The organism is Stenotrophomonas maltophilia, assembly GCF_002799245.1.
Classification (GTDB): domain Bacteria; phylum Pseudomonadota; class Gammaproteobacteria; order Xanthomonadales; family Xanthomonadaceae; genus Stenotrophomonas; species Stenotrophomonas maltophilia_S.
On the sequence record NZ_NEQV01000002.1, the window covers coordinates 45,327 to 65,253 of the forward strand.

22 protein-coding genes and 1 tRNA gene are annotated in these 19,927 nt (G+C 61.4%); 14 read left to right on the plus strand and 9 right to left on the minus strand.

The genetic code is table 11. The annotated features are described in order from the left end of the window. Nucleotides 1–112: 112 nt before the first annotated feature. The 9 genes from B9Y64_RS06155 to B9Y64_RS06200 form a co-directional block, all read right to left on the minus strand. On the minus strand, nucleotides 113–2,884 hold the full coding sequence (locus tag B9Y64_RS06155; protein ID WP_100439950.1) for a phage tail tape measure protein: 2,772 nt from the start codon (nucleotides 2,882–2,884) through the stop codon (nucleotides 113–115). Next, nucleotides 2,877–3,071 (minus strand): hypothetical protein, encoded by a 195-nt coding sequence (locus B9Y64_RS06160; protein WP_100439951.1) that lies wholly within the window; start codon nucleotides 3,069–3,071, stop codon nucleotides 2,877–2,879. The genes B9Y64_RS06155 and B9Y64_RS06160 overlap by 8 nt, the downstream gene beginning before the upstream one ends. A gap of 29 nt (nucleotides 3,072–3,100) precedes the next feature. Beyond that, a complete protein-coding gene (locus B9Y64_RS06165) occupies nucleotides 3,101–3,523 on the minus strand; it encodes a hypothetical protein (RefSeq protein WP_100439952.1) in 423 nt (140 codons plus the stop codon). Nucleotides 3,524–3,657: 134 nt separating this feature from the next. Continuing rightward, nucleotides 3,658–4,116, minus strand: coding sequence for a hypothetical protein (locus B9Y64_RS06170; protein WP_100439953.1), 459 nt, complete (start codon nucleotides 4,114–4,116; stop codon nucleotides 3,658–3,660). A gap of 13 nt (nucleotides 4,117–4,129) precedes the next feature. Further along, nucleotides 4,130–4,591 carry a hypothetical protein gene (locus B9Y64_RS06175; protein ID WP_100439954.1) on the minus strand — a complete coding sequence of 154 codons (462 nt, stop codon included), beginning with the start codon at nucleotides 4,589–4,591 and terminating at the stop codon, nucleotides 4,130–4,132. A gap of 1,930 nt (nucleotides 4,592–6,521) precedes the next feature. Next, complete coding sequence (locus tag B9Y64_RS21895; RefSeq protein ID WP_157804486.1) at nucleotides 6,522–6,896, minus strand: hypothetical protein; 375 nt, start codon at nucleotides 6,894–6,896, stop codon at nucleotides 6,522–6,524. Nucleotides 6,897–7,002: 106 nt separating this feature from the next. Next, nucleotides 7,003–7,269: a hypothetical protein gene (locus tag B9Y64_RS06190; protein WP_100439956.1), complete on the minus strand. Its 267-nt coding sequence runs from the start codon at nucleotides 7,267–7,269 to the stop codon at nucleotides 7,003–7,005. Nucleotides 7,270–7,663: 394 nt separating this feature from the next. Beyond that, nucleotides 7,664–8,071, minus strand: coding sequence for a hypothetical protein (locus B9Y64_RS06195; protein WP_157804487.1), 408 nt, complete (start codon nucleotides 8,069–8,071; stop codon nucleotides 7,664–7,666). 76 nt (nucleotides 8,072–8,147) lie between these two features. Next, on the minus strand, nucleotides 8,148–8,375 hold the full coding sequence (locus B9Y64_RS06200) for a helix-turn-helix transcriptional regulator (protein ID WP_100439958.1): 228 nt from the start codon (nucleotides 8,373–8,375) through the stop codon (nucleotides 8,148–8,150). Between the two features lie 63 nt (nucleotides 8,376–8,438). Here B9Y64_RS06200 and B9Y64_RS06205 point away from each other — a divergent pair, with 63 nt between their 5' ends. The 14 genes from B9Y64_RS06205 (at nucleotide 8,439) to B9Y64_RS06285 (ending at nucleotide 19,926) form a co-directional block, all read left to right on the plus strand. After that, a complete protein-coding gene (locus B9Y64_RS06205; protein WP_100439959.1) occupies nucleotides 8,439–8,951 on the plus strand; it encodes an Arc family DNA-binding protein in 513 nt (170 codons plus the stop codon). Continuing rightward, complete coding sequence (locus B9Y64_RS06210; RefSeq protein WP_100439960.1) at nucleotides 8,936–10,099, plus strand: tyrosine-type recombinase/integrase; 1,164 nt, start codon at nucleotides 8,936–8,938, stop codon at nucleotides 10,097–10,099. Before B9Y64_RS06205 ends, B9Y64_RS06210 begins: the two co-directional genes overlap by 16 nt. A gap of 10 nt (nucleotides 10,100–10,109) precedes the next feature. Continuing rightward, nucleotides 10,110–10,185: transfer RNA gene (locus B9Y64_RS06215), tRNA-Ile, on the plus strand. 176 nt (nucleotides 10,186–10,361) lie between these two features. Beyond that, nucleotides 10,362–11,576, plus strand: coding sequence for a tyrosine-type recombinase/integrase (locus B9Y64_RS06220; RefSeq protein WP_100439961.1), 1,215 nt, complete (start codon nucleotides 10,362–10,364; stop codon nucleotides 11,574–11,576). A 348-nt stretch (nucleotides 11,577–11,924) separates the two neighbouring features. Beyond that, entirely contained in the window at nucleotides 11,925–12,182 is a 258-nt protein-coding gene (locus tag B9Y64_RS06225; RefSeq protein ID WP_100439962.1) for a hypothetical protein, read from the plus strand. A 14-nt stretch (nucleotides 12,183–12,196) separates the two neighbouring features. Continuing rightward, on the plus strand, nucleotides 12,197–12,397 hold the full coding sequence (locus tag B9Y64_RS06230; protein ID WP_100439963.1) for a hypothetical protein: 201 nt from the start codon (nucleotides 12,197–12,199) through the stop codon (nucleotides 12,395–12,397). Beyond that, nucleotides 12,394–12,795 carry a S24 family peptidase gene (locus tag B9Y64_RS06235; RefSeq protein ID WP_157804488.1) on the plus strand — a complete coding sequence of 134 codons (402 nt, stop codon included), beginning with the start codon at nucleotides 12,394–12,396 and terminating at the stop codon, nucleotides 12,793–12,795. The genes B9Y64_RS06230 and B9Y64_RS06235 overlap by 4 nt, the downstream gene beginning before the upstream one ends. Nucleotides 12,796–13,371: 576 nt before the next feature. Then, nucleotides 13,372–14,304: a DUF6387 family protein gene (locus tag B9Y64_RS06245; RefSeq protein ID WP_157804489.1), complete on the plus strand. Its 933-nt coding sequence runs from the start codon at nucleotides 13,372–13,374 to the stop codon at nucleotides 14,302–14,304. A 142-nt stretch (nucleotides 14,305–14,446) separates the two neighbouring features. Next, complete coding sequence (locus B9Y64_RS22525) at nucleotides 14,447–14,647, plus strand: helix-turn-helix transcriptional regulator (RefSeq protein ID WP_019338908.1); 201 nt, start codon at nucleotides 14,447–14,449, stop codon at nucleotides 14,645–14,647. A gap of 301 nt (nucleotides 14,648–14,948) precedes the next feature. Next, nucleotides 14,949–15,125, plus strand: coding sequence for a helix-turn-helix transcriptional regulator (locus B9Y64_RS22530; protein WP_080053021.1), 177 nt, complete (start codon nucleotides 14,949–14,951; stop codon nucleotides 15,123–15,125). Then, entirely contained in the window at nucleotides 15,125–15,820 is a 696-nt protein-coding gene (locus B9Y64_RS06265) for a phage antirepressor N-terminal domain-containing protein (RefSeq protein ID WP_100439969.1), read from the plus strand. Before B9Y64_RS22530 ends, B9Y64_RS06265 begins: the two co-directional genes overlap by 1 nt. Next, nucleotides 15,810–16,343, plus strand: coding sequence for an HNH endonuclease signature motif containing protein (locus B9Y64_RS22535; protein WP_413482270.1), 534 nt, complete (start codon nucleotides 15,810–15,812; stop codon nucleotides 16,341–16,343). Before B9Y64_RS06265 ends, B9Y64_RS22535 begins: the two co-directional genes overlap by 11 nt. Before the next feature lie 28 nt (nucleotides 16,344–16,371). Next, nucleotides 16,372–16,848, plus strand: a complete 477-nt coding sequence (locus tag B9Y64_RS06275; RefSeq protein ID WP_157804491.1) for a hypothetical protein — start codon at nucleotides 16,372–16,374, stop codon at nucleotides 16,846–16,848. 1,401 nt (nucleotides 16,849–18,249) lie between these two features. Further along, complete coding sequence (locus tag B9Y64_RS06285) at nucleotides 18,250–19,926, plus strand: D-Ala-D-Ala carboxypeptidase family metallohydrolase (RefSeq protein WP_100439973.1); 1,677 nt, start codon at nucleotides 18,250–18,252, stop codon at nucleotides 19,924–19,926. The last annotated feature ends 1 nt before the right edge of the window (nucleotide 19,927 follow it).

Below are 19,927 nucleotides of genomic sequence, written 5' to 3' on the forward strand. Positions count from 1 at the left end.
TCGCCGGCATGAGAAACAGCACAGCGACTGCCATTGCGTTGCGGACACTCCCCGGTTGGTCCGGCGCAAATGCAGTCGCTAATGGCTTCAGGACATCATTGTTGCCGCACTCTTAACCGCCGTTCTTCAGCGCCCAAAGGACACCCCCCGAACGCATCTGCTTAACGGCCCACTCGTTGGCCATGGCATTGAAGCTGTCCCGCACCTGCTGGGCGGTGGTGGAATTCCCTGCAGCGGCTTCGTCTGAACTACTTCCTTCGTTGTTGACCTCGAATTGCGAGTTGAAGGTCAGATTGAAATCGCCCGGCCTGGCGGTCCATGCGCTGGTGCTGGGCTCGGCGCCCGGTGAGCCGCCATCTGCGTAGCCGGCCAGGCCGCGGCGCATGGCCTCGACAATGTCCACGCCACCAGCGCGCGCAACATCCCGCTGGGACCAGACCACCTCCCCCTTATGCACGACGCCGGCAGGCTCGTTCACGCCGCCATCCCCGGTGTAGCCGCCGGTGGAGTAGCTGCCGCCGAGCCGCATGTTCTGGAACAGCTGGTTGTTGATGCTGCTGGTACCGGTGTTGACGGCCTGGTTGCCGGCGGCAGTGACGCCACCGCCGCCCCAAGCGCTGGCCACCGCGTTCACGATGCCCATGATGGCTTGGCGTGCTGCGATCCTGGCCAAATCGGCAAGCACCGACTTCGTCAGGTCCGAGAAGCTGAGCTTTCCTGTAGTGGTGAACTTCACCCAGGCATCTTCGAACCCGCCGATGACAGTACCAACGGTGTCGCCCATCTGCTGGGCATAGTTGCTCGCGGTCTGTTGGTAGTTCGCCCACGCCGCGCTGGCACCGGCCAACCAGTTGCCCTCGGCTTGGCGCAGTTCTTCGTACCCATCCCTGATCAGCAGCAGGCGGTCGAGGGTCTTGGCGTGCAGCAGTAGCTTTTCGGCACCGAACGTCGCTTCATCAATCTGGTCCGCATTCCGCTGGAGACTGAGCTCCCGCAGCTTTTCAGCCTCGTCATTCAGCGCCTCGTTGATGCGTTGCTGAATCTCGTACTGCCGATCCCCCATACCGACACGTTCAACCTGTGTCGCCAGCTGGCGCTGCAGAGCGGCATTGCTCGCATCAAGTGCACTTTCGTATGCCTTGATTGCGTTGGTACGAGCCTTGGCCGATTTTTCCTCTTCCTTTTTCAGCACCTCGAGAGACGCCGCCCCTTCAATACGCAGTTTTGCAAGGCGGACCTCAAGCTCACCCAGCTGACGGTTGACGGTGATGGATTCCTTGCCGCTGACTGACTTCTCCTTCAGATAGTCGATCTGCTGCTGGACTGACCGCTCTTGAGCATCGTTTCCCTGCTGCACCAGCTCACGCATGCGGCTGTAGTACTCCGAGGCAGTAATCTCACGAGCCGAGAACTGAGCACGCAGGAGCTGTGTGCTGGCGGTTATCTGGGCCTGTTCCGCGACCAGGTCGTCCTTGTAGCCTTGCAGGCCAGCGGCCCGCGCTGCCGACCCTGTGCCGCTACCGGCTTTCGGCTTCTCGGCGTACTTCTTCTCGATCGCGGCGACAGCTGCAGCACGCCGTTCCTCGATCTTTTTCACCTCTTCGAGCAAGCCAGCTGCTTCAGCCTGGCGACGAACCTTCTCCGCCTCCACGGTGATCCTCGAGAGTTCTTCTTTCTTCTTCTGCTCTTTGCTGGCCTGTGAGCCAATGATGGCGTCAGTGCGTTGCAGATATTCAAGGCTCGCATCCTCAGCAGCCTTTACTTCCGCGTCCTTGCGCTCCTTGATCAGTGCCGTTGATATGGCGTTGATCTCCTTGTTCCTGCTCCTGATTTGCTGGGTGTACTGGTAAACCCAAGCGTCGCTCATTCCATCTGCAACACCGCGCCGCATCGTCGCTACATCCTGTGCATTGGCAGTCAACAGTTGCTGCATTTGCAGTGCCTGCGGCCCCATGCCTGTGCTTGCCTGCATCGCAGACCATGCCTTCGTAGCCTCCTTCCAGAGATCCTTGAACCCCTGGATTACAGGATTTTGGCTGGCACGGACCTTGGCCAGAGCCATGGCCGTTTCATCTGAGGCCGCTCGGGTGATCACCGTCACCGCATCCTGATTGCGCCCCTGCTCCTGCAACGCCCTGACTTGATCGTACAGAGCCACGGTCATGAAGTTGACCTGCTCGTTGAGCTTCTGCGCTCCCTTGACCGGGTCTTCCGCCAGCTTTGCATAGAGGGCAATGGTGTCTTCCAGTGCCTGCCCGCTGATCTCCTTCATGGCCACTGCCGCATTGGCCACTGCCTGCAGGTTCTGCGCGGCGATCTTGCCGTTCGATCCGACCGCCTGCGCCGCCTCCGCACCTGCGCCTACGGACACCTGCAGTGCTTCGCTGGTCTTCTGGGCCATGGTGACCAGTGTCAGGGTCGTCGCGGCTGCCTCATTGCGCGACAGCACCAAGGCCTTGGTATACGCCTCGGCCTGCTTCTCTGCGTCGTACCAGGCAACGACCACAAGGCCGACAGCAGCGGCCGCCACGGTGTACGGGTTGACCATGCCCAGCAGCGCCGACGAGACGCCCTTCAAGGCAGGTTCCACCCCGCCGAAGCTGTCCTTGATCTGGCCGCCCTGCTGCACCAGCACCGTGAAGAAGGGCATGCCGCCCTGCAGGCTGGTGAAGATGTCGGTGAATTGCGCGGGCAATTGCCGCATCGCTTGCGCAGTCTGGCCGGCGGAGATGCCCAGATCAGTGATGTTGTTCTTGGACGGCAGCGGCCGTGCCGCCTCACCGCGTACTTCGCGCAGTTGGCGGGTGAGCATACCCAGGCCCTGCCTGATGTCGGCCAGATCCGCACTGATGCGGACGCGCAGATTTGCAGATGGTTCAGCCATTGGTCGAGGTTCCTGATTTCGGCGGTGGTTGGGTCTGGCCGCGCAGGGCGGCCAGGTACAGCTGCCAATCCGCCGGCGGCGCGGCCATGGCCATTCGGGTGGCCACTGCGAGTTCCGCGATCTGATTGCGGTCGTCCTGGGCAGCTGCGTCAGTAAAGCCCCGCAGCTGTGCAAGGGTGTAGGTCATCACGTCAGCACGGGAATGCCCGTGGGCGATCAGGTGCTGGACAATGTCGGCGAGCCCGTATTCGCGTCCGCCTGCAGCTTGGCCTGCAGCAGAAGTTGCCGCAGGCGATGGGCGAAAAAATCCCGGTTAAGCCCAACCACCGCATCCAGCAGGTCGGCGACCTCGTCCAGGGTTGCCCCTGCGATCCATTCGGCATCGCGGCCCGAGGCCACCGCCAATGCGGCGGCAATCTCGGCCCCGTCCTGCTCAAGCAGGTCCAGCAGAATGGCGCCGACAGCAGCGCGCTCCGAACCCTCAACCGCGCCGGCCATCATCGCGACCCGAGCGATCAGGGTGCGGCTGGCCGTGATGAAGGGGCCGATCTGTTGCAGGCGCAACGGTGTAAGGTGCAACGTTTTCCCTCGGAATTCCAAGGTTCTGCTTGGTGGAGAAATGGTGTCAAGCTGGTTCATTGATGGCTCCAGTTATCGGATGGAACTGAGGTGAGGGGTGCCCAGTCACCGGCACGAGGTATGCGGATCCGCAGAGAGCCGGCCCGGGCTGCAGGTGTTGTTGGGGACACCGCCTGCTGGTCCCTCCCTTCTGGCTAGTCGGCCAGAAGCACGACAGGGTTCGCGTCCGCGCGACGAGGGATGCTCTTTCCCTCGGCAGCCGCCTGGCGGATGAATGCTTCTTCCTGATGCTCCAGGTCCAGCAGCTGGGCTTCCATCTTTTCGCGAGCGGCGTCATCGGCGACCGTCAGGCCGCTCTGGTAGAGCGCCTTGACTTCATCGTAGAGGCGGGCCCGGATGACGTCGGGGAAGAACTTGCAGGCATACCTGTGGCTGTCTTCCGGATACATCGATACGGGGTCACCGCCGCCAGAGGTGTGCGCGAATGCAAAGGGCTGGATTCTCACGCCCTCCGCCATCTGCTGGATATGCCGGTCAACGGCTGCGAGGGCCTCTGACTCAGGCCGCACGCCTTCGCGCAGACCCTCGATATCCTCGGCCAGCTTGGATATCTGCGCGCGCAAGCGCGTCAGTTTGGGGTGGGCATCGGTCATGGTCTTCTCCTGGTTAGCTGCTCAGGCCCCAATCGGCCAGCATTTTCTGAAGGTGGGACTCGGCGGCTAGGAACGCCGAGACGTCGCCGCTGGTCCGCTCCGTTTCAGCGAGTGCGGCTTCCACGACGGCGGCGACGGCATCGACCGCGGCCAAGTGACGTTCCAGCACCGCGAGCCTCTTCTCCCGGTGCTCATCGAGGGTCAACGTGCTGGCGGTACTCGAAAAACTAATGCTTCCGCCCTGGCGGACGCCGGCGTCGTAACCACGCATGGGAGCGCTCCCAATGGCGGGTTGCGGGCCGCTGAAGCTTTTGGCTTCAACCCGCATCTGTTCTTCGATTTCCCGCCGATGGGCGCGAAGATCTTTCCGGCGCTCGTTCAGTGCGTCGCGTGCGGCTCTATGCAGATCGCTGCGGATCCGCAGCTGTTCCAGCTTGATAAGGGTTTGCGGGACATCGTGGGTTTGATCGGCCACGGTTAGCTCCTGGGTGAGTGGGCGAATGCGGGCAGCCGTTCGGGCCTGGCCGCCAGCGCCCGCTGGAAGGCAGGCAGGCAGCGCAGCGCATCCGCGAGGAGCTCGGCCGGAGGGATGCCGGCTGCAGCCGCTGCGTCGCAGAGGGTGTCGCTGACAACTTGGGGGAGGTCGATCTCGATTCGAGGCATGGCGGCAGGCCGTGAGGACTGTTCCATTTCATCCCAAGCGGCCATGCCGAGCCGCCTCGGAATGCGTAGGAACGTGCACTTGCTGATGGCGAACTCGGGGAGAGGAGCCTGTGCACCGCCTCGCCCGATTGGTGGGGGCGATGTACAGCGTGTACAGGTCAAAACATGCACTTTCCGCCGGGAAAAACCGCGAATTCGGGGGGGCCTGCGGTGGAGCATCAGGGAGGCCGAAAAACGGTCAATTACCGGGGTCCGAATTCCCCCCGGTGGCTGTGGATAAGGCCAGGGGCCCCGTGTCGTGAAACAATCTCGCGTGAAACGCTGTTGGTGGTGCTCGCAGGTCCCGCGCACGGCCTTGGCATCACCACCGCGTCAGCTGCCCAGCGCCAGTGGCCGTCGGTCATCATCACGCCCGTGCCGGTAGCGAGCAGTAGAAGGCTGTGGCCGAACAGCAGAAGGCTGTAGTCCGGCCAGCGGCGCCATCGGCATCGGCAGCATCCCCTGTCGCACGTGCCGGGCTCGCCGCGAAGAACCCCAGCACCAGCAGCACCTGGTGCACCAGCACCAGCAACGCCTGGCCCAGCAGAGGCCAGTGCCGGGCACAGGTGGCCACACCACGGCTTAGCCAGCAGCGACAGCACTAGGCTGCAGGCTAGCCACCGCGTCAGGTTCTCCGGTTCCTGCAGCGCGCGCACCGCTGCGGTTTCACTGTGCGGCCTCGCGGCCACCGCTTCCCCCTGCGTGCGGCCTCATCGGCTGCTGTTCTCTACTGGGCCGCGCCGGCGATCGATGCTTGGGGCTGCCGACTCACCTCTCACAGCAGCTGGCTCACGGCCTTGTCGCGTCGCTCTTATGTCACACCTGCATGTCACACCTGTCACGCGTGACATGCAGGTGTGACATGTCGGTGTGGTAGGTGGGACATTGCTTCAAATCCGGAGATCTCCGGATTTAGCTTTCGTCTGCGCTGGACAGAAGGTTGCTAGCGAAATCCTTCGCCGGCCTGAATCCAGGCAAGCACGTCGCCCAGGTAGTACCACGGTGTCTTCGCTGGCTGGAAGAAGCGTGGGCCCTTGCCCTCCTGTCGCCACCGCCTTAGACGGCTCACCGGACACGGGACTAGTGCGGCCGCCACCGCCTCCGTAACGCGTCCATCGAACGTCACATAGTGGCCTTCCCGCTCCAGGCGCTGGCGGACTTCCGCAATGCAGGCCGGCGTGCTGGAAGCAATTGGCGTGCTCTCGTCGCGACTGCTCACGTGTTCCTCCGATGGCCTGTCACCGCGCGGCGCCTGCTGCCACGGCCACCAGCGATCAATGCCTTGGTGGCTCGATGGCAGCGCGCGCCGATCGCGGGCTTTGACGCCCACCGGCTGCAGTGGTGGTGCACGTTGCTCACCAGGTGGTGAATCTCGCCTTCATCGTGCAGCGCGCGCCCTAGGTGAATTGCGCGCCGCAGCTGCTCGGCGTTCCACTGCGGACCGTGCAGCGTTGTGCCTAGCGTGTGGCCTGTTACCCGGGCCTGCGATTTCAGCCGAGGCAGTGCGTTACCCGTGACAGCGCGGGGCGTGCGGTGCAGTGCCGGCAGCGCAGAGAGCGTTACCGGCATGAGCGGTGGAGCAACTGCGCCAAGCGTCCGCTCCGCTCCCGCTTGGTAGATATCTATAAGGGGGGCCCCTGAGGGGTGTAAAAAACGGGCGTTTTCCCTGTATTTGCACCCCTCAGGGGTGTTTATCGCCTGGCTCATGCTGCTTTTGCACCCCTTAGGGGTGTTACGTGGACCCCTGAGGGGTGTTGAGATTGCGTTTCGGTTTGCACCCCTGAGGGGCGTTGAAGATGCGTTTTCAGCCAGTCGTTTCGAGGTGGACCTGCTGCGATCTCGAGGTTCTTGCCCAGGCAACGATCGATGCCCACCCAAGTGAGTGCGTACAGGTGGCATTGCTTCTTGATGCCGTGTCGCGTCTGCACGATGAACCCTGCGTCTTCCAGTTGGGTCAGCAGTTCCTTGCTCTTGCTCGCCGCACACACGCTGGCGGCTTCTACCATCGCTTTTGTGGCGCTCAGGTCACCGTTGTTGCGGCCGTTGTACTGGGCGGCCAGGAACAGGAGCATCTTCATCGCCGACCCGCTGAGGGCGAAGAAGCTCGGGTGCCGCATCATCGAGTGAGGCAGCCGAACGAATGTGTCGCTCGACTGCCTACCTGTGATCTTGCGGCGGTTCCTCTCAGCCGCCATGTGGCGTAACCACGTTGGTGACCGCGTGCAGCCAGGCCGTTCCAGCGCGCGCCGCACGCGTCATGATCCATTCGCGCACGCGGGCCTCAGACGGGTTGCCCCTGTGCTGCAGGGCGCAGTCGCCGCACAGCACGTAGGGCAGGGAGGCCCAGCCGAACTCCCGCTCCACACGATGGAACGTGCCGAACACCGGCAGCAGCGGCTTGCCACAGCAATCACAGGCGATTGGGTCGATCTTAGGGCGGCGAGTATTCATCGCTGTCCACCCCATGCTTTGCGCCAGGGCAGGCCACCTGGCGTTGGAGATGCGGCGCCAGCTCCTTCTTCGCTCCCTACGAGCGTTCTGGCCTCCTGGGAAACGATCTGGCTCTGACGGGCACTTTCCATGGGAACGGTGGGGATCAGATCGCGGATGGCTCCGAAGGCTCGCCGGTAGCAGTCAGCCATCGAGCAGGGTTTGCCGCGGCGCTGCATCGCATGAAATGCCGCATGGGCGAGGCATTCCGCAGCCTGACGGAGCTCCTCTGGAATCCTGGTGATGCCCGATCGCGGAAACACGAGCAGTTGGCCAGCATTGTGCTGGCCGGCTTCGTTGGAGGCTAACGCCGGCGTGCAACCGGCTTTGCGTCTACTGGCAAGGGAGTGCACCTTCATTTGGCGCCACCCTTACCGCCCCAGCAGTATTCGTGGTTGTTGCGGAGCTCGCGAAGGGGACCTTCCGTGGTATCGAGTAGCACGCGCATGGCGACGTACAACCCTTCTTCGTGGGTATCCGTCAGGCCATAGAGGGCGCAGCAGGCCGCTTCCTCTGCGCCGTGATTGCGGATAAACGTGTTGCGCTCAAAGTTCAACGCCAACAGGTCGTGGATCGCTCGAATTCCCTGCAGCGCGCGGTCGATCCCGCTCAGACGGTTGTGAATAGAAGGCGGGGCTCCCGACTCGAGCCAGTCCTGGTCCGACCACACCTGCCAGTTCCTGGGCGCATCAGATTTTTCTGAATGTGAGGCAGGGGTTTGCCCGATTGATTCGATGGCGGTTTGCTGTACAGTCTTCTTCATAGTCAGGTCGTTCCTTGGTAGGGTCCGGCGATGGCTTCGACGGCTCGGGAGTTGGCGCTCCCGGGCCGTTCTGTTTTCAGCGGGCAAAGGCACGGCTATCCGCCGTCTCCACTACAGCGGCCTCCAGATAGGCATCCAGGTCGGCAGGCCGGTAGAAGCAGCGCTTCCCTACCTTCAGATAGCGCGGTCCACGGCCCTCGCAGCGCATTTTTTCAAGCGTGCTCTTGCTCAGTCCAAGCCTTGCAGCTGCATGGGCTGTGCTGAGCTTCTCGGCGGGTGGATTGTGGGCATTGGTGGGACTCATTGGCCTTTTCGTCGAGTACATAGCAAAAGTGCTACATAGCTGACGCTACGCCGATGAAATGGAATGCGCAAGCATTTTTGCTACGTGCTATCGTTGGCCATGGCCAAGAAAGACGATCAGCAAACAAATGTGAGGATTCCCGCTCAGTTGAAGCGGCGGATCACTGAGGCGGCGGAGTCGGCGGGCAGGAGCTTTACTGCCGAGGTCGTTCTGCGCTTGGAGGCGAGCTTTGAATCCGTTCTTGAGGCTTCGCTGCTGTACGCGCGGATCTCTGAACGCCAGTTTCTGCTTCACGAAATTCGTCAATGGCAGGAGCGCATCGACAAGCTCAACAAGGAGATGGACGAGTACAAGACGGTTGATCCGAACTATGCCGCGCAAGGGGGCATCGCCGAAATGGTCGACAGGGGCATCAAGTCCATCTCGGAAGAACTCAGGATGACCACAGCTCACCTGGAGCAGAACAAGGTCTACCTGGCCAGAGTCGAGGACGACATTGAAGTGATTGCCGATGGTCTGCAGAAGAAGCTTGCTGAGCTTCGCGAAGTGAAATCAGCCTCATGGCTGCTTTCCTAAAACTCACTAGGTCGGCTCAGCGCGCGCTCAAGCCCGGGCAGGCGATCAGCGAACATGGGATCACCTACACCCGCACCGCCAACGGTGATGGGCGTTGGTCCGTCAACGTGATGGTGGCCAGGCGCCGGCATCACCAGGTGGTGGGCTTGGAGTCGGAGGGGTACACCCGGACTCAGGCCGAAGACGTTGTCGCGGCGCTCAAGGCCGCCAAGCGCAGCGCGTCCCATGGGGTGCAGGGAAGCAAGGGCAACGCCTCGCAGACAGTCGCGCAGGCGGCGGACGATTACCTGGACTATCTGCGCCGGCATGACGGCAAGGACATTGATACCAAGGAGCGCCGGTTCCGCGATCACATCAAACCTCACCTCGGGCGCCGGCCAGTGGCCAGGCTGACCGATGACGACTGGCTTGCCTATGTATCCAGGCGGAAAGGCGAGGGCGCGAGCCCGGGCACGATCAACCGTGAGCGCTCCGCACTGCTGCACATGCTCAACACCATGCGGCGCCGGAAGATCCTCAACGCTGCGCCGCTGCTGGCCCGCCAGCGCGAGCCGCAGGGAAAGCTGGTGTATCTGACGCCGGAAGAGGCGCAGCGGCTGCTGCTGGCTGCTCAGGAGGACGTGTCGCCATTGGCACATCGGTTTGTGATGGTGACGCTCTACACCGGTCTGCGGCACAGTGCGGCGCTCAACCTGCGCGCGGGCGACGTGGACGTGCAGCGCAGGATTCTGTGGATCGGCAAGGACAAGGCGGGCCGGCGCGAGCAGCCTATGCCGCAGGTACTGGCGCAGTATCTCGGTAAGGTCATCAAAGGCATGGAGGCTGAGGCCTACCTATTCCCGTCACAGCGCGCGGGCAGCGGCCGGGCTTATCAGATGAATGCTGTTTTCGGTCGATGCGTGCAGCGCGCGGGCATCACCAAGCACGTGACCCCGCACACGATGCGGCACACGGCTGCGACCAACGCTGCGCATGCCGGTCTCGATGCGGCAACTATCCAGGCAATGGGCGGCTGGAAGACAAGAGCCATGGCCGAACGGTACACTCACGCGGCTTCGATGCAGGACGCTATGGCGGCCCTACAGAAGCAGCTTTCCGGCGACGCGATTACACCGAAATTACAACGGCGACCGCGCAAAACCGCCTGAAACCCTTATAGGGCCTATAGCTCAACGGTTAGAGCAGGGGACTCATAATCCCTTGGTTCCAGGTTCGAATCCTGGTGGGCCCACCACATTGACGTCCAGCGAAGTCCAGAGACGTCCGCGAAGTCCTTGAGTTGCTTGATTTCAGCGCTGCGACGCATCCATAGCCGTCCAGCGGCATCCACTTGCATCCACAAAAAAAGTGAGTCAGGCTGTGTGTCAGCGGGCTAGACGCCCCTGGACGACTCACAGGCGCTCGACTCACATGCTGACCGACACCAAGTTGCGCTCGCTCAGGCCGAAGGCCAGCCCCTTCCGTGTGGCTGATGCCAACGGCTTGTGCATTGAAGTGCGCCCCTCGGGAGCCAAGGTGTGGCGCTACCGCTACCGCTATCTGGGAAAGGCCAGCATCGTCACGCTCGATGAGTACCCGTCGATGTCGCTGCAGGCTGCCCGCGTCGAACGCGACCGTCTGCGCTCGCTACTGCGCGGCGGGGCTAATCCCGCTCAAGTGGCGAGGGTCGAGAAGGCGGTGCAAGGAGAGCGGGCCGCAAACACCTTCGGAGCCATCGGCTTGGAGTTGCTCGCCAAGCGGACGAAGGAAGGCCTTTCTCCTGGATCGGTCGTGCGTGAGCGTCGTCTGATCGAGAAGGACCTTGCTGGGCTCGCGGACTTGCCCATCGGGGACATCACGGCCCCCTTGCTACTGGCTGCACTGCGGAAGTTGGAACAGCGCGGTGTCGTAGAAACCGCGCATCGCGCCCGGGCGCATGCTGGGCGAGTATTTCGCTACGCCATCGCTACGGGGCGGGCAGACCGCAATCCCGCTCAGGACCTCACAGGAGCGCTTGAACAGCCTCAGACCAAGCACTTTGCCAGCGTGACTGATCCTGCCGTCATAGGAGGGCTCCTGCGCGCGCTGTGGGGCTACCAGGGGGCACTCGTCACGCAAGCTGCCCTAAAGCTGGCCCCAATGGTGTTTGTTCGCCCGGGTGAGCTTAGGCAGGCGAAGTGGGCTGACATCGACCTTGATGCAGCAGAGTGGCGCTACGTCACCAGCAAGACCAAAACGCCGCACATCGTCCCTCTGTCCGATCAGGCCGTTGAGGTTCTGCGGGAGCTGTACCCGTATACGAAGCGGAGCGAATTTGTCTTCCCTGGCGTCCGCAGCGCGCTGAAGCCAATGAGCGAGAACACGATGAACGCGGCGCTCCGAAACCTTGGCTTCGACTCAGACACGATGGTTGGCCATGGCTTCAGAGCGATGGCAAGAACGGTGCTGGATGAGGTGCTTGGCTATCGCCCGGACTACATCGAACATCAGTTGGCCCATGCCGTGAAGGATCCGCTTGGGCGGGCCTACAACCGGGCGACTCACCTGCCGGAACGCCGGAAGATGATGCAGGCTTGGTCCGACTACCTCGACCAACTGCGGGTTGCAGAACCGAACGTGCTGACCTTCAAGGCCAAGCGCGCCTAAACCTCACAGAGGCCTTAAGGAGGGCCATCAGGGCAGTAGAACCGCATAAACAAAGCGGCCGAGAAAGGGGCGGGAACCCCTAGCTCGGCCTACCACAACCGACTATTGGAGAGTCGATCATGGATTGCAGCATTGTACTTGTTGCGCCTGAACGGGCGCGCTTGGCCGAAAAACGGCCGTCAATCATCAGCAGGGCTGCTCGGCCCACCACGTTCGTCCGAGTCCACCGCTGGCTCGCCCTCAACGACGACGCGAACACATACAAGCTTTGCACGGTGCTGTTTGTCGCCGCCCTGGCGTTGGCCACTGCTTCCCCTACGTCAGTCGCTACATGCCTGGAGGTGATCCATGGCTGCTTCTGAAGTGACCGTTGAGGCCGCGTATGGGGGGATCCCAGTGCAGGACAACGCACCCACGTACAAAATCTGCGCCGGCATCGACACACTGCACGCACTTGGCGACGCCAGCCTCTACGTCAGTTTTGTTCGTTCCTTCTTCAAGACTTGCATGGAGAACGACTCGGTTCCCTCGTTCGATGATCTTGCCGTTCTGGATCATCTCTTGGAGCAATCCCAAGCACTCCGCCGTGCATCGAGGGTCGACTAATGGAAGCGACAGCGATGAAAGAGCGCCTCACTGAGCTGCGCCATGCGCTCAACGATGCAGCGCAGGCTGTATGGGATATCCAGGGTGTAACCGACCTGCTCCTCAACTCCGGCGAGATGGGAGAGTCGGCGATCCCTCCTGCGGTTCGGGCTGTGGTCAATTTGGTCAACGAAAGGGCCACCGCTGTTGCCAAGAAGATTGAGGAGGTCCTGTGAGCCGGGCAATCAGCCAAGCTATAACAAGCTCTAACGGAGGAGGGCTCGTCAATCAGTCGACGGCCATGGAGGCGGTCTCTTTGGGTGACTGCTCGGCCGGCGAGCGCACTGGGGCAAGTGTTGCCTACGTGTCCGTCAAGGATGATCTGAACGCACCAGCCTTGGAGGCTGGCGACGTTCTGTTGGTGGATCTCGGTGTTACCCGATGGGGATATGACGGCGTCTATGTCGTAGATATCAACGGAGAGCCCGTTGTTCGCTTCGTACAGGACCGAGGTGGTGGAAGGCTATATGTGTACTGCCTGTCCCTCATGGATCAAGGCCAATCGCTGCCGTGTGAGGCGGTCTCCATCCTGGCTGCGGCCAAAGCCGTTACGAAGACTAGGAGGATCGCGTGAATCGATCAATCACACCCCGGCATAGACGACCAGTCCGATTCAATCGGACCCGTGCAAACCCAATCCAGCGCTTGCCCTTCTACCGCCAGAGCCATGCCAAGGTCGGGGACTACTGGCGGATGCCGGAAGCCCGTGGGCATCTGATGGGCCGGGAGGTGGGGAGGGTCTGCTGCATCGCCTTCCTCCAAGCTCTCAGGGCGGCTGCAGCGGACCCGCGTACTAGCGGGAGTGCCCATCTGGCCGATATTGTCTGCTCCGTGGCTGAGGTTCACGGCGGTAGCGTTGGGGAAGTACAGAGGGGAATCTTAGATGGCTTCTTTGGGTGCGGATCGCCGCTGATAGGGGCCTTGCTTCGCGGTATCTGCGCTGACAAGGGTGTCGAAGAGGTTTACACAATGGACCAACTGGAGGCAGCACTCACCGACCTGTCTTCTGTCAGTGTTGAGGAGTACGCAGGAAGGCGCAACGTTCCTGTCCGGTCGCTGATCCCTGATAGGTCTGATCATCCCGCCTTTGAATTGTCACCCATGGATGCAGGGCATCGGTAAGAGGCAGTTTCAATTGAGGAGGAACTACGTGGCCCGCACGAAATCCGCCAGCCGAATTCCCGACTGGTTCGATCTGAATGCTTACGGCGATTTGGCGGACTTCGCTACCGAGGACTGGTTGAATCTCATAGTTGAGCTCTCCATCGTGAGTGACGTCAGCGAGATCCTGCATTCTGTTGTAGAGGATGACGCTGAGCATCGAGTGGAGCTCGAAAAGATGTTCAGCAACCTTCAGAAGAGCCTGGGAAGGCAGGGGCACGAGTGGTGGAAAGAAAAGTATGCCTCCAACCCGGAGGTCTACGCCTTTGGGAGCGTTGCATCTATCACCAATTGGACGGTCGCGCAAATGGCAGCGCGTCTAGAACAACTGGAGGGCTCTCAGGACTTGGTTCGTAGCTCCCGGCGCGTCATCGAATGTGAGCTAAGTGCGGATTACGAAGCCTGGCTGGAAGCTAAGGATCAGGTCCAGACCTATGAAGAATTCGGTCGTATACCGTTCTTTGTCGCGCTCCGTGACTCCACTGAGTTCGCTAAGTCAGCACTGCCTTTGACCAACAATAGGGCTGTCGCGATTGATCTAAGCGTCCCAGATGCGACCATCCGGCAGGACTTTGATAAGTGGCTGGCGGCGATGAGGCAGCTAGACAGTCACCGTGCGGCAAAGCGCCCGTTCTCTCGAGCAGACTATTCCCGCTGGATACAGAGTGGCTACGTGCCACTGCTTGTACTGGATCACTGGCGTCGACTCACGGGGGACAAGATCACGTACGGGGACATGTGCGACGCGGCGTTTCCAGCCGGGCGTAGAGTCGAGGTTGATGACATCCGAAAGACTCTGCTGCCGAACGCTCGAGCCTGGGCTTCCAAGGAAAACATAGAGGCTTTGGCAGTTCAGGCTGCGAATGAGGATGCGGCGCAGATGCAGGAAAATTCAGGGGGGGAGAAATCTTCCGGAAAGTAGAAGTGTCGCAATACGGCCGGAACAAAATGAGGGCCTCATTTGGCCCTTCTAGTGCAGATGCTGTGTGCTTAGTTTTACATCCGCCCGGACACAGCCGGGCGGGTGCGGACACTTGTTCGTACCCAGCTAACAGGTACGGACAATGGTCATCTCCACGAACGCTCTCGACCCCCTGCTCCACCGAATCCCTGATGCCTGCCGCCGGCTAAGCGTCAGTCGGACGACCCTCTACGAGTTGATCAAAGCGGGCGAGATCCGCTCGGTCAAAATTGGAACTCGATCCCTGATCCCTGAGGTCGATCTCCAGCGCGTTCTGTCCTCCAGACTGGAGGCCGTGCGATGAGCGGATTCGACTTCTCCGATCTGAGCCCAGATCAGCGACGTCTGCTGGATCTCGGTGGCTGGACCGCAGATCACCCCCATGCCGAGACCAAGCCGGGCCGTAAGGATGCCTGGGGCTTGATCGAGCGCGGGCTCCTTCTCGCTGTCAGCGTTCGGAGGCGTGACAGCTACGGCTCTTACTCCCTCACGGAGTACCGGGTGCCGGACACGGCCCGCCGGGCTTGGGCTCAGCATAAGGGGAGCTCGGTATGACCTCAGATGCTATCCGGCTTGGGCGCGTGGCCGCTCAGGGCCGAACCCTAATGCGCCTGCCCGAGGTGATCGCCGCTTGCGGCATGTCCCGCTCTCTCATCTACAAGATGGCGAAGGAAGGCCGGTTTCCCCGACCGATCCGAGTGGCTGCCCGCTTGTCTGCCTGGGACTCGGAGGCGGTGCGGTGCTGGATCGACTCACGCTGCGAAGAGGGGAGGGCTGCCTAATGGCAACTGGAATCGTCCACGTCGAGTTCCACGGTGCCGAACTCATCGGCCGTCTCCACCAAGGACAACCCTTTGTCGCCATGCGGCCCATCGTGGAAGGCATGGGTCTGGATTGGTCCAAGCAGCTCGAGAAGCTGAAATCTCACCCCGTTCTGGCTCGGCAACTGTCTACCTTAAGGGGGATGGTTGCTGGCGATGGCAAAGGTCGCCAGATGCAGGCATTGCCCTTGTCTAGGCTCCCGTTCTGGCTGGCCACAGTGAACCCTAACAAGGTGAAGGCTGCCATCAGGGAGCGAGTGATTCTGTTCCAGGAGCGGGCGGCCGACGTTCTCGCGGCGGCATTCCTCTCGAATGGCACTAGGCAGGATGCGGCAATGGCAAAGCGCGTTGCAGGCACCGTGATGTGCCGGATCCTGCACGACACGCTGGTTGGGCTGGGCCGGGACCCGAAGGGTTACGACTACGCCACCGAGCATCGACTCGTTAATCACTGCATCACTGGGGTCTTTGGCGGTGTCTGCGAGGACTCGCTTTCTACAGACCAGCTCAAGCTGCAGCAAGAGCTCAGGATGCAGAACGCGGTGTGGATCGGGCTGGGGATGGCATACCGTGAGCGCAAGCCTCTCCTTGAGCAGCATGCAGTCACTTGGTGCCGCACTCAGGAAATCGGTTGGGAGGCCCCCAATGCTTCCTAGCGCGACTGACAGGCTACAGCACTGCGCCAGCGGCCTCCTTGTCTCGCCGAGTACTGGGGAGCTATGGAGCGCCTGCGGACGGGCAGTAGGCCGGAGAAGCCGTGACGGGTACATCAGGGTCATTCAACGCCGAGCAGGTGGATCCTGCACAACCTGGTATGCCCATAGGCTCGTGTGGGAGGCCGTCCACGGTCCTGTAGCCAAGGGGATGGAGGTGGACCATCTCGATGGTGATTCGTCGAACAACAGGCTGGACAACCTGCAATTGGTGACTGGTTCGGAGAATCGCCGACTTCAACGTGCACGGAACATAGCCAAGTTCGGCAGCCCCTCCTCCCAGTGCAAGCTCAGCGTTGCAGAGGTGGAAGCGGTCCTGCGCACGGTGGGAATCGTTCCAACCAAGGTTTGGGCACGCCGCTACGGCGTAAATAGCTCAACCATCAGGTGTATTCGCAAGAAGAAGACCTGGCATCACGTCGATGCAGGGACGACCTGTAGAGCCAAACGTCCCAAACGCGGCTGACGCCGTGTTCCTAGCCCTTGGGGGGCACATGCAGAGTACAAGCCAGGACCGCGCCCAGCGTTCTCCAGAGGGCGGCGCCAGCTATGGCCAGGCGCAACTCAAGAAGAACAATGAAAGGCGACGGCAGAAGTTCGTAGGGCGGGCGAAGGGTGCGCCGTTCCTAATGCTTGAGCACAGGATTTCCGACTCTCCGGAGTTCGGCCAACTGTCCGGTAATGCCGTAAAGCTGCTGCTGGAGCTGGCCAGGCAATACAGGCCTGGCAAGAACGGTGATTTGAGCATCCCTTGGTCGATGCTCTCGACCCGTGGTTGGAGGAGCAAAGCGACGGTGCACGGTGCCAAGCTTGAGCTCCTTGCCGCAGGCTGGATCATCGAGACGCGCAAAGGTGGCAAGAACATGTGCAGCCTGTACGCGCTGTCCTACTACGCCGTCGACGAGTCCGGAAAGCACCTTGAGCCAGCGACCGTAACTCCACCGAATCTGTGGAGGAATCGCAATGGGTAGTCGCTATGTGGGCCAATGTGGTCGCTATGCAGGCCAATCCAGCTTTGAGTTGGCCCACATAGAGACCTACGAGGTCGCAATGCAGGCCAGTCAGGCGGTTATCCACACCCCTTCGAGGTCGCTATGTGTACACCCTTCTAGATATATACCAAGCGGAGCGAGCTCTTCCTGCTCCAAGGCATTGGCCTTAGGGCTTCAGATCACGGCGGTCGTTTCGCGACTCCTCCATGGAGAAGCGCGAACCGATTCGCCAGGCGGAGTAGTCCGTCTGCCGGACGGGTCGCGCTGGGAGGCCGCCCATGGCATCTCGAGACCATGAGCGGTACTTGGAGATGGTGCTGCTGGAGAACGAGGCAGTCGACTTGGTTGTGAGGAGCATCGCTGGCGCGTTTGGCTTCGGGGCGCCAACACGGCCCGCAATCCGGCATGCGACGAGGCGGAGCTCCAGCGAGGAGTGCTGCCCGGATGACGGTGCGTACCTGCCAATCCATCGCGTGCACTCGATTGAGCAGGCCGCATCCAAGTACCTACCAACGCAGGTGGCGGCTCGTAAGCAAGCGCTGGATAGGTTCAGCCCGAAGGATCGCCAAGCAGTGCTGGATTTTGACCAGATGGCGGTGATGCGCGCGCCGGCCGCGGCTGATCGTACTCGCCAGCTACGGAGCTGGAAGACACAGGGATCGCTTACGGCCGCGCCTGTCACGGGGCCGGGCAGGCTGGTGCTGCATGCTCTGACGGACGCGCAACTGGACGGTCCACTTGCTGCCTGGCTGATGCTGTATGCCATGGGTGACGAGAGACGCTGGCCGTTGGTCTGTATGCACATGACCGCATGCGGCCATCCGGAGTGGGCTGCGTTGGAGGCGGCGCGGAGATTGCTGGTGAGTCGGCCTCAGCGGTCCTATCGGGAGTCGGCGAAAGACCAGGCCCTCCAAGAACAACGGTTTCGTACCGAGGTCCAGTCCGCTGAGAGGCGCCTGCTTGAATGGTTGAGTCGCGCCAGCCGGAGAGTCGCCGCTGCCATGGGGAGCGCTTGCGAGTGAGGCACAGAAGCGCCGCAGCGTTGTCTTGAGGGCCTACGACAGACTGGATCGCGATAGGGAGTTCAACCGACGCAATATTGCGTCCGTTACCTACATCGACGCTAAGGGTGAGGTGAGGCGAGCGATCCAAATGACCAAGATCGAATTCATTCGTGAATGGACGGCTTTAGACCTAGGTGGACGCGGGAGTCAGAAGCACCCAAATCCCGACCTATCTAGTAGGACCCCATGTTCCCCCAAGGGCGGGTCCAGGCGGCAGCCCCCGAGAGCTGCCGCCTTCTTTTTTTGCCGATGAAGGCGCGCCAGGCGCCCCTTTCCACTCGCAGCCAGGCGACTACAGACGGAGTACCCGAATCCAATGGCCACCTTCTATGATTCTTTCGCTCAAGGCATGCAGAACGGTCTTGAGCGCCAAAAGGCAGTCAATCAGCGGAACATGCTGGCAGAGTTGCAGCAGCTGGCACCCAAGGTCATCGCGGGAGATTTGTCCGCGACCGATCGGGCGTTTGCCCTTGATCCGAAGACCGCGCAGGCCTATCAGACTGAAGGAGACCGTCAGCACGAGAAGCTGATTGGTTTGGCGAAATCCCTGAAGCAGTACGCCAACAGCCCTCAGATGCAGGCGGGTATCTATCGCAGCGCAGTTCCTTACCTCAAAAGGAACTTCGGCGCAGAGATCCCCGACCAATTCGATGCCACTACGGTGATGCCCATCGTTGAGCAGGTCCTCTCGGTAGCGAACAACACCCCAAACATCAGCGGTCAAACGCCTACCGATGTTCGCTCCTTCGAAATGATGACTACAGGCCTGTCGCCGGAACAGAAGGAAGAGGCACGCCAGATCCAGCTTGGCTTGAAAGGACGAGCCTCCAACGCGGGTTACGGATTCTTCGAGTTCCAAGGGGCGGACGGTCTTAAGCGCATGGGCCGAAACAATCCGCGCACGGGCTCGCGTGAGGTGTACGACGAGTCCACTGGGGAGTTTGTCCCATTGGGGGGAGCCGTTGGCATGGGTGCTGCACCGCAAGCCGCATCTGGTTCACAGGCCGCAGCCGCCCCAGCAGGCGGCAATCACTACGCGGCATTCAGCCAGCTGGCGACCGAGTTCCCGACTGTGACGATGACCAGCGGTATGCGTTCCGCCGAACGTAATGCCCAGGTGGGCGGCCAGCCCAACAGCCAGCATCTCAACGGCACCGCGGCTGACTATGCCGTTCCTGCAAACCAAAAGCCTGCCTTTATTTCCCGCGCTCGCCAGCTCGGCTATCACGCCATCGATGAGGGCGATCACATTCACCTACAACTCCCCCGTGGCGCGTCCAACAATATCAATCCTGCACTTGCAGTTGGTCGCAGTCCCGAAGATCAGGCTGCGCGTACTGCGCAGGCTACGACGAATGTGGAGAACGCCAACTTCCCGAACAAGCTCAATCAGGAGCGTCAGCTGCAGGATGTGAAGACTCAGGGGGCGATCACTCAGGCAGCCGGAACAGCAGCGGCGGAAGCACAGGCTAAGGACGCAGCGCAGCGCCCGAAGCGCATCCAGCAGTACAGGCAGGCTCTGACCGCAGCCGGGAACGTGGAAACGTCGCTGGACAAGGCGCTCGGCCTAGTGAGCCCATATTCGACTGGCTTCGTAGGCGCTCGCTCTCGTGACGTTGAGGGGAGCCCCTCCTACAACCTGGCTGCGGAACTGGAAACCATCAAGGCCAACCTCGGCTTCGACAGGCTGCAGCAGATGCGCGATTCGTCGCCCACGGGCGGTGCGCTCGGCGCCATCGCGGTACAGGAGCTGGTTGCGCTGCAATCAACGATTGCCAACCTCGATCCCAATCAGTCTGAGGCTCAGATCAGAGACAACATTGAACGTGTAAAGACACACTACAAGAAGTGGAGGTCCGCGGTGGAACAGTCCTTGGCGGACGAGGAACGGGCTCAGAGCGCAGCGCCCGCTGTAGGGGCTGGACAGCACTACGGAGGCGCAGCTCCTTCATCAACGTCACCTTCTTCCAACTACAGCAATCTCTGGAACTGAC